The sequence below is a fragment of the Bordetella petrii genome, from assembly GCF_020991325.1.
Lineage (GTDB): Bacteria > Pseudomonadota > Gammaproteobacteria > Burkholderiales > Burkholderiaceae_B > Bordetella_A > Bordetella_A petrii_E.
This window is the reverse complement of sequence record NZ_JAJMLX010000127.1, coordinates 1-12601: the sequence shown is the minus strand read 5'-3', so window position 1 is coordinate 12601 and position 12601 is coordinate 1. Positions and strand designations below refer to the sequence as shown.

12 protein-coding genes and 1 pseudogene are annotated in these 12601 nt (G+C 65.8%); 3 read left to right on the top strand and 10 right to left on the bottom strand.

Translation table 11 applies throughout. From position 1 onward, the window contains the following. The 9 genes and pseudogenes from LPZ50_RS13960 to LPZ50_RS13920 all read right to left on the bottom strand — a co-directional run. Positions 1-390: pseudogene (locus LPZ50_RS13960) on the bottom strand (peptidoglycan-binding protein LysM); the annotation flags it as partial. 190 nt (positions 391-580) lie between these two features. Then, a complete protein-coding gene (asd, locus tag LPZ50_RS13955; RefSeq protein ID WP_230662076.1) occupies positions 581-1711 on the bottom strand; it encodes an aspartate-semialdehyde dehydrogenase in 1131 nt (376 codons plus the stop codon). A 145-nt stretch (positions 1712-1856) separates the two neighbouring features. Then, the gene (gene leuB / locus LPZ50_RS13950; protein WP_230662075.1) at positions 1857-2933 is read right to left on the bottom strand and encodes a 3-isopropylmalate dehydrogenase; all 1077 of its coding nucleotides are present in this window, start codon (positions 2931-2933) and stop codon (positions 1857-1859) included. Between the two features lie 133 nt (positions 2934-3066). Further along, positions 3067-3717, bottom strand: coding sequence for a 3-isopropylmalate dehydratase small subunit (gene leuD / locus LPZ50_RS13945; RefSeq protein WP_230662074.1), 651 nt, complete (start codon positions 3715-3717; stop codon positions 3067-3069). A gap of 13 nt (positions 3718-3730) precedes the next feature. After that, a complete protein-coding gene (gene leuC / locus LPZ50_RS13940; RefSeq protein WP_230662073.1) occupies positions 3731-5134 on the bottom strand; it encodes a 3-isopropylmalate dehydratase large subunit in 1404 nt (467 codons plus the stop codon). Between the two features lie 146 nt (positions 5135-5280). Continuing rightward, positions 5281-6120, bottom strand: a complete 840-nt coding sequence (locus LPZ50_RS13935; protein WP_230662072.1) for a M48 family metallopeptidase — start codon at positions 6118-6120, stop codon at positions 5281-5283. Between the two features lie 59 nt (positions 6121-6179). After that, the gene (gene aroC / locus LPZ50_RS13930; protein ID WP_230662071.1) at positions 6180-7238 is read right to left on the bottom strand and encodes a chorismate synthase; all 1059 of its coding nucleotides are present in this window, start codon (positions 7236-7238) and stop codon (positions 6180-6182) included. Between the two features lie 95 nt (positions 7239-7333). After that, entirely contained in the window at positions 7334-8830 is a 1497-nt protein-coding gene (locus tag LPZ50_RS13925) for a protein adenylyltransferase SelO (RefSeq protein ID WP_230662070.1), read from the bottom strand. Next, on the bottom strand, positions 8827-9210 hold the full coding sequence (locus LPZ50_RS13920) for a DUF2069 domain-containing protein (protein WP_230662069.1): 384 nt from the start codon (positions 9208-9210) through the stop codon (positions 8827-8829). Before LPZ50_RS13920 ends, LPZ50_RS13925 begins: the two co-directional genes overlap by 4 nt. Positions 9211-9227: 17 nt before the next feature. On the opposite strand from LPZ50_RS13920, the gene LPZ50_RS13915 reads away from it, so the two are divergent. Both LPZ50_RS13915 and LPZ50_RS13910 read left to right on the top strand, forming a co-directional pair. Further along, complete coding sequence (locus tag LPZ50_RS13915; RefSeq protein ID WP_230662068.1) at positions 9228-10577, top strand: YihY family inner membrane protein; 1350 nt, start codon at positions 9228-9230, stop codon at positions 10575-10577. After that, a complete protein-coding gene (locus tag LPZ50_RS13910) occupies positions 10571-11032 on the top strand; it encodes a CBS domain-containing protein (RefSeq protein ID WP_230662067.1) in 462 nt (153 codons plus the stop codon). Before LPZ50_RS13915 ends, LPZ50_RS13910 begins: the two co-directional genes overlap by 7 nt. Positions 11033-11054: 22 nt before the next feature. Here the strand turns inward: LPZ50_RS13910 and dusA are convergent, their stop codons facing one another. Then, on the bottom strand, positions 11055-12065 hold the full coding sequence (dusA, locus tag LPZ50_RS13905; RefSeq protein ID WP_268903403.1) for a tRNA dihydrouridine(20/20a) synthase DusA: 1011 nt from the start codon (positions 12063-12065) through the stop codon (positions 11055-11057). 163 nt (positions 12066-12228) lie between these two features. Between dusA and LPZ50_RS13900 the strand changes: the two genes are divergently transcribed. Beyond that, positions 12229-12601, top strand: a 373-nt coding sequence (locus LPZ50_RS13900; protein WP_230662066.1) for a phosphotransferase, incomplete at its 3' end; no start/stop codon positions are given.

Sequence of the window (12601 nt, the reverse complement as noted above, 5' to 3'; positions counted from 1 at the left end):
GGTGCTGGACTGCACATTGAGCAGCAGGTCTACCGATGGCGTGGACGGTGCCTGAGTGGACACGACGCGGATATTCTTGCGCGTGGCGTCCATGCCGTCTTGCACATTGATCCGCACGCTGTCCAGCGGCACCGGCGGCTGCAGGCCGGCGCGCTGCCAGGCGCCGGCATCGGCCAGCGACACGCGCAGCGACGCGATTTCTTCATTGCCGAGGCCGTCCAGCGGCACCACCACTTGCAGCGGCGCGCCGGGTGCCGACACTACGCGCGAATGCCCCACCGTCAGGGCCTGCGCGGAGGTTCCCACGGATGCGCCTATCGCCAGGGCCACGGCCCATTGCAGGGCTTTGGTACGACGGGCATGGAAAATCTGACGCGGGCGCAAGGTCATGGTTGGAAATCCTGCTATACGAATCGGGGTTACCGGCCAATGCTGGGCGAAAGTGTAATAGATAGCCCTTGATTCACAAATCTGCAAACCTGCCAGGGCCTGCCGCAAGGCGGCACGAGTAAAACAAAGGCACCCGCAGGTGCCTTCGCCGTGCCCGGACGGAATCCGGGCAGAACATGCGGTGGCCGGCTCAGGCTTCGGCCAGCGCGATACGCAACATGCGACGCAGCGGTTCAGCCGCACCCCACAGCAACTGGTCGCCCACGGTGAACGCGCCCAGGTACTGCGAGCCCATCGACAGCTTGCGCAGGCGGCCCACCGGGATATCCAGCGTGCCGGTCACGGCCACCGGGGTCAGCGCGCGCACCGTGTCTTCCTTGGTGTTGGGCACGACCTTGGCCCACTGCGTACCCTGGGCGATGAGCGCCTCGATTTCGTCGAGCGGCACATCGCGCTTGAGTTTGATGGTCAGGGCCTGGCTGTGGCAGCGCATGGCGCCGATCCGCACGCACAGCCCGTCGATGGGCGTGGCGGGCGTGCCGAAGGCTTCGCCGCGGCCCAGGATTTTGTTGGTTTCGGCCTCGGCCTTCCATTCTTCGCGCGACACGCCGTTGCCCAGGTCTTTGTCGATCCAGGGAATGAGGTTGCCGCCCAGGGGCACGCCAAAATGCTCTTGCGGCAAGGCGGGATCCTGCTGCGCGTTGAGCACGCCGCGATCGATTTCCAGGATGGCCGACGCCGGATCGTCGAGCATGGGCTTGACGGCTTGATTGAGCAGGCCGAACTGGGTCAGCAGTTCGCGCATATGCTGCGCGCCGCCGCCCGACGCCGCCTGGTAGGTCATGGAGGTCATCCATTCGACCAGATCATTGTTGAACAGGCCGGCCAGGCCCATGAGCATGCAGCTGACCGTGCAATTGCCGCCCACGAAGTTACGCACGCCGCGCTTGAGAGCGGCATCGATAACCGGACGATTGACCGGATCCAGCACGATGATGGCGTCGTCTTTCATGCGCAGCGTGCTGGCGGCATCGATCCAGATGCCGTCCCAGCCCGCGCCGCGCAGCTTGGGAAAAACTTCCGAGGTGTAGTCGCCGCCCTGCGCAGTCACGATGATGGGCAGTTTTTTCAGAGCATCGATATCGTAGGCGTTCTGCAACGGGCCCGCGCCGTCGGCCCAAGTGGGCGCGGCACCGCCGGCGTTGCTGGTGGAGAAGAATACGGGGTTGATCAGGGCGAAGTCGTTTTCGTCGCGCATGCGTTGCATGAGGACGGAACCGACCATACCGCGCCAGCCAACCAAGCCTACAGCTTGCGTCATGTTCAATGCTCTTGGGTTGGGTAGGTAAGGAAAAAGCTATCGATCCCGACAATTTATCAGAATGCGGGAAGGAATGTTGCGGTGCGGGGTCAAAAATAAGGGACAGCGGGCGCCGGACACCTGGGGTGCCCGGCGCCCGCCTGGGTCATCCCAGGGCCTTCAGGACGGCGTCGCCCATCTGCGAGGTGGACACCTTGGTGGTACCCGGCTCGTGGATATCGGCGGTGCGCAGGCCATCGGCCAGCACCGACCGCACCGCGGTCTCGATGCGGTCGGCCTGCGCCGCCTGGTTCAACGAGTAACGCAACAGCATGGCGGCCGACAGAATGGTGGCCAGCGGGTTGGCAATGCCCTGGCCCGCGATGTCGGGAGCCGAACCATGGCTGGGCTCGTACAGGCCCTGCCCGGACTCGTTCAGCGACGCCGACGGCAGCATGCCGATCGAACCGGTAAGCATGGCCGCTTCGTCGGACAGAATATCGCCGAACAGGTTGCCCGTGACGATGACGTCGAACTGGCGCGGATTGCGCACCAGTTGCATGGCTGCGTTGTCGACATACATGTGCGACAGCTCTACGTCCGGGTAGTCGCGCGCCACTTCGATGACGATGTCGCGCCAAAATTGTGAAGTTTCCAGTACGTTGGCCTTGTCCACGCTGCACAGCTTCTTGCCGCGCTTGCGCGCGGACTCGAAACCGATGCGGGCGATGCGGCGCACTTCGGTATCGGCATAGCGCATGGTGTCGAAGCCTTCGCGCTCGCCGGCGAAGGGGCCGTCGGCTGCGTCACGCACGCCGCGCGGGGTGCCGAAGTAGATGTCGCCCGTCAATTCGCGAATGATCAGGATGTCCAGGCCCGAGACGATTTCGGGTTTCAACGACGAGGCGCTGGCCAGTTCGGGGTAGAGAATGGCCGGGCGCAGATTGGCGAACAGGCCCATCGCCTTGCGCAGGCCCAGGATGGCCTGCTCGGGGCGGAACTCGCGCGGCAGGCTGTCGTACTTCCAGTCGCCCACCGCGCCGAACAGCACGGCGTGCGAGTTACGCGCAAGATCCAGCGTGGCGGGCGGCAAGGGGTGCTCGAACTGGTCGTAGGCCGCGCCGCCCACGGGCGCCTGCCCGATTTCCAGCGACAGCCCCAGTGCGCCCAGCACGCGCACGGCCTGTTCGACGATTTCGGGGCCGATGCCGTCGCCCGGCAACACTGCGATGTTATGTGTCATGAAAGAACCTATGAATAAAAGATGTGGCTCAGCCGGGAATGCCGCGGATCCGGCTTTGCCACCGCCCCCTTGAGGGGAATGAGCGAATCCGGGCGGCGTGCCCGCCGCGAGGCGGGCAGCGTTTCGGGGTGCGTCACACTACCGGCCGGCTTTCCAGCCACGGGTGACGGGCCAGCCGCTCGGCCTCGAAGGCGCGGATCTTGTCGGACTGGCGCAGGGTCAGGCCGATGTCATCGAAACCATTCAGCAGGCAATATTTGCGGAAGGGTTCGATGTCGAACTGCATTTCGCGGCCATCCGCGGCAATGACCACCTGGCGATCCAGGTCGATGCGCATCTTGTAGCCCGGGAAGGCCTTGACCTCGTCGAACAGGCGGGCCACTTCCAGCTCGGACAGCACAATGGGCAGCAGGCCGTTCTTGAAGCTGTTATTGAAGAAAATATCGGCATACGACGGTGCAATGATGGCGCGGAACCCATACTGCGCCAGCGCCCAGGGCGCGTGTTCGCGGCTGGAGCCGCAGCCGAAATTCTTGCGCGCCAGCAATACCGACGCCCCCTGGTAACGCGGCTGGTTCAGCACGAAATCCGGGTTCAACGGACGCTTGCTGTTGTCCATGCCGGGTTCGCCATGGTCCAGGTAGCGCAATTCGTCGAACAGGTTGGGGCCGAAGCCCGTGCGCTTGATCGACTTGAGGAATTGCTTGGGAATGATCAGGTCGGTGTCGACGTTCTCGCGGTCGAGCGGGGCCACCAGGCCTTCGTGGGTCGTGAATGCTTGCATGATGTCGGGCTCTTTAGCGGAAATTGCGGACGTCGACGAAATGGCCGGACACGGCGGCCGCGGCGGCCATCGCGGGGCTGACCAGGTGCGTGCGGCCGCCCTGCCCCTGCCGGCCCTCGAAGTTGCGGTTAGAGGTCGAGGCGCAGCGTTCTTCGGGCTCCAGGCGGTCGGCGTTCATGGCCAGGCACATGGAACAGCCGGGCTCGCGCCATTCGAAACCGGCATCGATGAAGATCTTGTCCAGCCCTTCGCGCTCGGCCTGCTGCTTCACCAGGCCGGAACCCGGCACCACCATGGCTTGCTTCACATTGGAAGCCACATGCTTGCCGCGTGCCACGGCGGCCGCTTCGCGCAGGTCTTCGATGCGCGAGTTGGTACACGAGCCGATGAAGACACGGTCGACGCGGATATCTGTCAGGGGCGTGTTGGGTTTCAGGCCCATGTACTGCAGCGCGCGTTCCATGCCGCTGCGGCGCACATCGTCTTTCTCGCGATCGGGATCGGGCACGCGGGCATCCACCGGCAACACCATTTCGGGCGAAGTGCCCCAAGTGACCTGGGGCTTGATGTCCTTGGCGTCGATCTCGACCACGCGGTCGAAGGTGGCGCCCGCGTCGCTGTGCAGCGTGCGCCAGTACGACACGGCCTGGTCCCACAGCACGCCGGTGGGCGCGAAGGGACGGCCGCGGAAATATTCGATGGTCTTGTCGTCCACGGCCACCATGCCCGAGCGCGCGCCGGCCTCGATCGCCATATTGCAGACCGTCATGCGGCCTTCCACCGACAGCTTGCGGATGGCGCTGCCCGCGAATTCGATGGCATGGCCGGTGCCGCCCGCCGTGCCGATGATACCGATGATATGCAGCACCACGTCCTTGGCCGTACAGCCGAACGGCAGCTCGCCCTCTACCTTGATGAGCATGCTCTTGTTCTTTTTCATCAGCAGCGTCTGCGTGGCGAGCACGTGCTCGACCTCGGAAGTGCCGATGCCGAAAGCCAGCGCCCCCAGCGCGCCATGCGTGCTGGTATGCGAATCGCCGCACACCACTGTCATTCCGGGCAGCGTGGCGCCCTGCTCCGGCCCGATGACGTGCACGATGCCCTGGCGCAGGTCGGCCATGCGGAATTCAGTAATGCCGTACTTGTCGCAATTGGCGTCCAGCGTATCGACCTGCAGGCGCGATACCGGATCGTCGATACCGCGGTCGCGGTTCAGGGTGGGCACATTGTGGTCGGCCACGGCCAGGTTGGCGCTGATGCGCCACGGCTTGCGGCCGGCCATGGTCAGCCCTTCGAACGCCTGAGGGCTGGTTACCTCGTGCAGCAGGTGGCGGTCGATATACAGCAGACAGGTGCCGTCGGATTCCTGGTTGACGACGTGCGCGTCCCAGAGTTTGTCGTAAAGGGTTTGGGCCATGGGTCACTCGTGGAAAATCCGGCCATGCCGGAAAAGGACATCGAACACTCGATGCCCTGATTATGCCCAGCCTCTCAACCTAGTACAACGGCAGCATTTATCCTAGTATTGAAAGCACCACCCATGCTCACGCGAGGGGATGCGCCCTATTTCGCCTTGCCGCTCTGTTCGTACAGCGGCATGACCCGCTGCGAGGCAGCCTGCAGGTCTGAAATACGGGTGGCCGCCGACGGGTGGGTGGACATGAACTCGGGCGGCGCGCTGCCGCTGTCGGCCGCGCCCATTTTCTGCCACAGCGTCACGGCGGCGCGCGGGTCGTAGCCTGCGCGGGCGGCCAGTTCCACGCCGATGAGATCCGCCTCGGACTCGTGGGTGCGGCTGTTGGGCAGGGTGAACATGACGTCGGTGAGCTTGCTGCCCAGGTCGGCCGGCACCCCGGTGGCAATCGACAGCACGGACAGGCCCAGGTTGGTGACCATTTGCTGCGACACGCGCTCCCGCGCGTGCTCGCGCAGCGCATGAGCGATTTCATGCCCGATTACCGCGGCCAGTTCGGCGTCGGTGGGCTTGATCTGGTTGATCAGGCCCGTGTACACCGCGATCTTGCCGCCGGGCATGCACCAGGCATTGACCTCGTTCACCGACAGCACATGCACTTCCCACTGCCAACCGGCGGCGTCGGGCCGGAAAGTGCCCACTTGCGCGATCAGGCGCTTCGAGATGGCGCTGACCCGCTTGACCTGGCTGGCATCGCGATCCAGCGCGCCCTGCGCACGCGCCTTCTGGATGATCTCGGAATACTGCTGCCCGGCTTCTTGTTCCAGGGCCTGTTCGGACACCATGCTGGACATGTATTGGGTGCGGTCGACCCCGATGGCCCCGGACTGGGTGGTGTTCATGCCCGAGCAGCCCGCCAGCGCCAAGCTGCCCGCCACGGCCAGCCCCACCCATGATTTGCGCAAAACCGTAAGCACTCCAGCGTTCATAATGCCCCCTCGCAGCGTAAGCGTTGTCGAACCGGCGCGCCGCGCCGCGGTGAAATGAGTCAGCCGCACTGCCCCCTGTGCCGCAATGCGTGGTCAATGAGCACCAGCGCCAGCATCGCCTCGGCGATGGGCGTGGCGCGGATGCCCACGCAAGGATCGTGGCGCCCCAGCGTCTGTACCATGACGGGCTGGCCGTCGCTATTGATGGACTGGCGCTCGATGCGAATGCTGGAAGTGGGCTTGATGGCCAGCGACACGGTAATGGGCTGGCCGGTGGAAATGCCGCCCAGCACCCCGCCCGCGTTGTTGCCGGCGAAGCCGTCCGGCGTGATTTCGTCGCCATGCTCGGAGCCGCGCTGGACAATGCAGTCGAAGCCGGCGCCGATGGACACGCCCTTGACGGCATTCAGGCCCATCATGACGTGGGCGATGTCCGCGTCCAGGCGGTCGTATAGGGGTTCGCCCCAGCCTGCCGGCAGGTTCTCGGCCACGACCTCGATGCGCGCGCCGATGGAATCGCCATCGCGGCGGAGTTGGTCCATGTAGGCCTCGAGTTCGGGCACGATGGCGGCGTTGGGCGCGTAGAACGGATTGCCGGGCACGTCGTCCCAGGACACGAACGGGATCGCGATAGGGCCCAGTTGGCTCATGTAGCCTCGTACCCGCACGCCATGCTGTTGCGCCAGCCACTTCTTGGCAATGGCGCCGGCCGCCACCGTGGGCGCGGTCAGGCGCGCGGACGAGCGGACGCCGCCGCGCGGGTCGCGCAGCCCATACTTGCGGGTATAGGAAAAATCGGCATGGCCCGGCCGGAAGGTATCGGCGATATTGGAGTAATCCTTGCTGCGCGCGTCGGTATTGCGTATCAGCAAACCGATGGGCGTGCCGGTGGTTACGCCCTGGTAGACCCCGGACAGGATTTCGACCTGGTCGGCTTCCTGGCGCTGCGTGACGTGGCGCGACGTGCCCGGCCGGCGGCGGTCGAGTTCGGCCTGGATGTCCGCGGCGTCCAGCGGCAACCCCGGGGGGCAGCCGTCGACCACGCACCCAATGGCCGGGCCGTGCGATTCGCCGAAATTAGTGACGCAAAAGAGGGTGCCTAGGGTGTTGCCGGACATGGACAGATAGGGATTGGCGTTGAAAGCAGGCTCGATTATGACATCGACCGGGGCGGCACCCGCTACGAAACGTACGCGGGCGCCCGTGGCCGGCCTTACGATGAACAACTGACCTCGATGCCGCCGGCCCAGTCGGGCGGCAAGGCCGCATAGGCCTCGTAGCCGGGCCGCTCGGTGCAGGGATCGCGCAGCAGGCCCAGCAAGGTATCGATCTCGCCGGCATCGCCCGCCTTGGCGGCGCGGATGGCCTGTTCGGCCAGGTGGTTGCGCAGCACGTACAGCGGGTTGACGGCGTCCATGGCAGTGGCCCGGGCCGCGGCATCGCCACCGGCTTCATCCTGGGCGTGGCGCGCCGCCAGGCGCTCGTACCACGCCAGGGCCGCCTGGCGGTCGACGAACAGGTCCTGGAAGCCCTGGGCCTGGCCCCTTACCGCATCCGCAAGGCGCCGGAAAGTCAGGGTGAAATCGGCGCGCTGGTGGTGCATGAGCCGCAGCAGGTCATCCACCAGGGCCTCGTCGTCGGCCTGCCAGCCGCTCAGGCCCAGCTTGGCGGCCATGCGCTGGTGGAAGGCCCGGGTGAAAATCGCTTCATAGCCGTCCAGCACGCTGCGCAGCGCCTCGACGTCGGGCAACAAGGCGTGCAGGCTGCCGCCCAGCCGGTACAGGTTCCACAACGCCACCGACGGCTGACGGTTCCAGGCGTAGCGCCCTTCGCTGTCGGAATGGTTGCAGATGTGGTCCAGGCGGAAGGTATCCATGAATCCGTACGGACCGTAGTCCAGGGTCAGGCCCAGGATGGACATATTGTCGGTATTCATGACGCCGTGGCAAAAGCCCACCGCCTGCCAGCCGGCCATCAGTAGCGCCGTGCGTCGCGTCACCTCGACCAGCAGGCGCAGGTACGCGCCTTCCGGACCGGGCATGCCGCCGGTGCCCGCTTCCCGGCACTGCGGATAGAACTTGTCGATGACGTAATCGGCCAGGATGCGCAGCTCGTCAGGCTGGCGCCGCGACGACCAGTGCTCGAACGATCCGAAGCGCACGAAAGTGGGCGACATGCGCGTCACGATGGCGGCGGTTTCCACGGTCTCGCGCATGACGGGATCGTCGGAAACCACCAGTGCCAGGGCGCGCGTGGTGGGTATGCCCAGGCCATGCATGGCCTCGCTGGCCAGGTACTCGCGCACCGATGAACGCAATACCGCGCGGCCGTCGCCCATGCGGGAATAAGGGGTCATGCCCGCCCCTTTCAGCTGCAATTCCCAGGACGACTGCGGCCCCTGGATTTCGCCCAGCAGGTGCGCGCGGCCGTCGCCCAGTTGGCCGGCCCAGACCCCGAACTGGTGCCCGCTGTAGACGGCGGCCAGGGTCTGGCCCCCGGGTAAGGGTTGCTGGCCGGAAAATACGCGCAGGAACTCGTCTGACTGCAGGGCGCTTGGCGACAGGCCGATGAGCGCGGCCGCCTGTTCGTTGGCATGCAGCAGGCGCGGGGCGCCCGGAGGCCGCGGTTCCAGCCGTGTATAAAAGGCGGGGGGCAGCGCGGCGAACGAGTTCTGCGCCCGGAGCTGGCCCAGTGTATCGGCGGTGGTCATGGCATGCCCCCGGCGCGGCGCGCGCGCGCCGCCTGCTTGGCGGGCCGCACATACAACAGCGCGGACACGAAGAAAACCAGCGACAGCACGATTTCCAGGCCAGCCAGCGCCGCCGACAGCGGCGCGGGGTCGGACATGGCGCGCACCACGCCTTCCATCAGGTACAACAGCACCAGCATCGACGACCACTGGAAGGTATACACGTCGCCACGCAGGATGCCGCGCAGCGGAAAAGCCAGCGGCAGCGCCTTCAGGAACAGCCAAGAACCGCCCGGCCGGATCGGGGCCAGGAAGAGCTCCCAGGCGACGCACAACAGGATGAGCGCCAGCAATGACACCGCCGACAGGCGGCGCAAGTGGGGATTGAGTTCAGGGTTCATGCTGCTATTATCACCCGATGAGCCACTCTGCAAAGCCCGCCGCCGCTCAGCCGGCGGCGCGCGCCATCGCACGACAGCGCGCCCCCTGGGTGACGCGCATGGGCAGGGTGTTTCACTTCGCGGCGCAGCGGGCCGACGAACTCAAGCTGCTACAGGTGACATCCAGCCTGACCTTCACCACGGTGCTCAGCATCGTGCCCATGCTGGCGGTGGTGCTGTCGCTGTTCACGGCCTTCCCGGTATTCCAGGATTTCCGGGTTGCCCTGGAAGATTTCCTGGCCCACAGCCTGATGCCGCCGGCCGTGTCCGACAACATCATGGACTACCTGAACCAGTTCGCTCTGCAGGCCACCCGCCTGACGGCGATCGGCGGTGCGTTTCTGGTCGTGACGTCGCTGCTGCTGATCATGACGATCGACAAGACCTTCAACGACATCTGGCACGTGACGCGGCAGCGTCCCCTGCCCCAGCGCGCGCTGATGTACTGGGCGATCGTGACGCTGGGGCCGGTGGTGGCGGGCGCCAGCCTCTGGGCCACGTCGTTCCTGGCCCGTGAATCCATGGGCCTGATCAGCGATGTGTCCGAGATCGTGAGCCTGGCCGTGTCCTTCATGCCGCTGGCACTGACCGGACTGGGCTTTGCCGCCTTGTTCGTGGTGGTGCCCAACCGCCATGTATATTGGCGCGACGCCCTGATGGGCGGCTTCTGCACCGCCATCGTGCTCGAACTCATGAAGGCGGCCTTTGCCTATTACCTGACACGCTTTCCCACCTACACCGTCATCTACGGCACGTTCGCCACCCTGCCGATTTTCCTGCTGTGGATCTACCTGTCGTGGCTGGCGGTATTGTTCGGGGCCACCGTGGCAGCCAGCGCGCCCATGATCCGGCTCGGCCGCTGGGAAATCAATCGCAGCCCGGGCGCGCCATTTGTCGACGCGCTGGTGGTGCTGCGCGCGCTGCACGCGGCCCAGGGCATGCGCCCGGCCGGTCGCAGCGCCAGCGCGCTGGCCAAGCGGCTGCACCTGCACCACGAAGAACTGAATGCGGTGCTGGAAAAGCTGGAACAGCTGGGCCTGGTGGCCCGCACCGTCGACCAGCGCTGGATACTGGCATGCGATGCGCGCAATGTCTCGCTGGAACCGGTATTCGACCATTTCCTGCTCGACCGCCACCAACCGCGCCTGCGCGACGACCCCCAGGTTGTGCAGGCTGCCGCCAGCGTGCTGGCCGGCGACAAAGCACCCACGCTGGAAGAACTCGCCAGCCTGGCGCACAATACGCCTACCGCCGCCGCGGTCGTACCGCTTGCGGCGGGCAAGAATAGTAGAAGGGGGCCGCGCGCCCCGGGAGAATCATCATGTTGAAGGTCAGCGAAATTCTTCGTGTGAAGGGCGACACGCTTTATACCGCCACGCCGGACATGCCGGTGGCGCTGGCGGTGCAAATCATGAGCGAGCAGGACATCGGCTCGCTGGTCATCATGGAATCGGGAATGCTGTCCGGCATGCTGACATTCCGCGAGATCATCCGCCTCATGCACGACAACAATGGCGAGATCGGGCAAACCACCATCCGGTCCATCATGGACGACGCCCCCGTCAGTGTCTCGCCCAACACCAGCGCCGATGAAGTGCAGCGGCTCATGCTCGAAAAGCATGCGCGCTACATCCCGGTCATGGACGGCCCTACCCTGATGGGCGTGATCTCGTTCTATGACATGGCGCAGGCCATCGTGGCCGCGCAGCAGTTCGAGAACAACATGCTCAAGGCCTACATCCGCGACTGGCCCATGGACGGCAGCCCGGCGAACAAGCCATGATGACGCGGGCGTTCCGCCCGGCTCACGACGCCGGCACGGCCTCGTCTTGTAGCTGTACGCGCGTCGCGTCGCGCAGGCTGCGCCAGGCTTCGTAGATAAGGTCCGGGTCGTTCGGCGCCAGGCGCAGCGGATCGGACAGCAGGCGCCGCCAGCGGCGCGCACCCGACTGCCCGTTCACCAGCCCCAACAGTGGCCGCACGATTACCCGCAGCGGCACTCCCAGGGCCACTTGCGACGCCGCGTAGCCGACCATGGCGTCGACCACCTGCGCATCGGTGGGCAGCCTTACCGAAGGCCACAGGCGCAGCGATACTTCCGACAGCACGCGCGGCGTGTGCCAGGCGGCGCGGCCCAGCATGACGCCGTCGAACGCATCCGCTGCCCCGACGGCCTGCGCCGCGTCGGCCAGGCCGCCATTGAGCACGATGATGCTGTCGGGAAAATCGGCGCGTAGCTGCTCGGCCACGGCATAGCGCAGCGGCGGGATCTCGCGGTTGTCTTTGGGCGACAGGCCCTTCAGCACGGCATTGCGGGCATGCACGATGAACACCCGGCACCCCGTATCGTGCAGGGCCCCCACGAAGTCGCGCACGAATCCATATGATTCGTCGTAGTCCAGCCCCAGCCGGTGCTTGACGGTGACCGGCACGTCTACCGCGTCCTGCATGGCTTTCATGCAATCGGCCACCAGCCCGGATTCGGCCATGAGGCAGGCGCCAAAGGCGCCGCGCTGCACCCGTTCCGACGGGCAGCCGCAGTTCAGGTTGATTTCGTCATAGCCCCATTTCCGGCCCAGCCGCGCGGCCTCTGCCAGGGCGTCAGGCTCGCTGCCGCCCAGCTGCAGGGCCACGGGATGCTCGGCGGCGTCGAAATCCAGGTGGCGTTCGACGTTGCCATGCAGCAATGCCCCGGTGGTGATCATCTCGGTGTACAGGCGCGCGCGCGGGGCCAGCAGCCGATGGAAGTATCGGCAATGCCGGTCGGTCACGTCGATCATCGGGGCGACGCACAGGCGCCAGTCGGAAGCACTCAACATTGGTCGGGAAAATTGCGGGAATGGCGTATTTTACGGTGCTGGCGCGGCGGCGTCGCGCCGGCCGCCCCGGGCACGCCCGGCACCTGGACTAAAATTGTTGCGCCGCCCGGGCAATACCGCCAGGTACCCCTGCCCGCAGTCCCACCCTATACGCTGATCCATGGCCGTTTTCACCTCTGTTTCCGACGACGACGCCCGCGCCCTGCTGGCGCACTACGACCTGGGAGACCTGGTATCGCTGCGCGGCATTACCGCCGGCATAGAAAATACCAATTACTTCCTGCTCACGACTCGCGGCGAGTACGTGCTGACACTGTTCGAGGTGCTGACGCACGAACAATTGCCGTTCTACATCGAACTGATGCACCACCTGGCCTCGCGCGGGGTACCGGTGCCGCAGCCGCAAACGCTGCGCGACGGCAAGCGCCTGACCACCCTGCACGGCAAGCCCTGCGCCATCGTCACCCGCCTGCCCGGCGGCTACGAACCGGCCCCCGGCCCGGCGCACTGCGCCCTGGCAGGCGCCACCCTGG

Bases quoted from the DNA above. Each gene is read 5' to 3' on its own strand.
- asd (WP_230662076.1), bottom strand. From the start codon at position 1,711: ATGACGCAAGCTGTAGGCTTGGTTGGCTGGCGCGGTATGGTCGGTTCC.
- leuB (WP_230662075.1), bottom strand. From the start codon at position 2,933: ATGACACATAACATCGCAGTGTTGCCGGGCGACGGCATCGGCCCCGAA.
- leuD (WP_230662074.1), bottom strand. From the start codon at position 3,717: ATGCAAGCATTCACGACCCACGAAGGCCTGGTGGCCCCGCTCGACCGC.
- leuC (WP_230662073.1), bottom strand. From the start codon at position 5,134: ATGGCCCAAACCCTTTACGACAAACTCTGGGACGCGCACGTCGTCAAC.
- LPZ50_RS13935 (WP_230662072.1), bottom strand. From the start codon at position 6,120: ATGAACGCTGGAGTGCTTACGGTTTTGCGCAAATCATGGGTGGGGCTG.
- aroC (WP_230662071.1), bottom strand. From the start codon at position 7,238: ATGTCCGGCAACACCCTAGGCACCCTCTTTTGCGTCACTAATTTCGGC.
- LPZ50_RS13925 (WP_230662070.1), bottom strand. From the start codon at position 8,830: ATGACCACCGCCGATACACTGGGCCAGCTCCGGGCGCAGAACTCGTTC.
- LPZ50_RS13920 (WP_230662069.1), bottom strand. From the start codon at position 9,210: ATGAACCCTGAACTCAATCCCCACTTGCGCCGCCTGTCGGCGGTGTCA.
- LPZ50_RS13915 (WP_230662068.1), top strand. From the start codon at position 9,228: ATGAGCCACTCTGCAAAGCCCGCCGCCGCTCAGCCGGCGGCGCGCGCC.
- LPZ50_RS13910 (WP_230662067.1), top strand. From the start codon at position 10,571: ATGTTGAAGGTCAGCGAAATTCTTCGTGTGAAGGGCGACACGCTTTAT.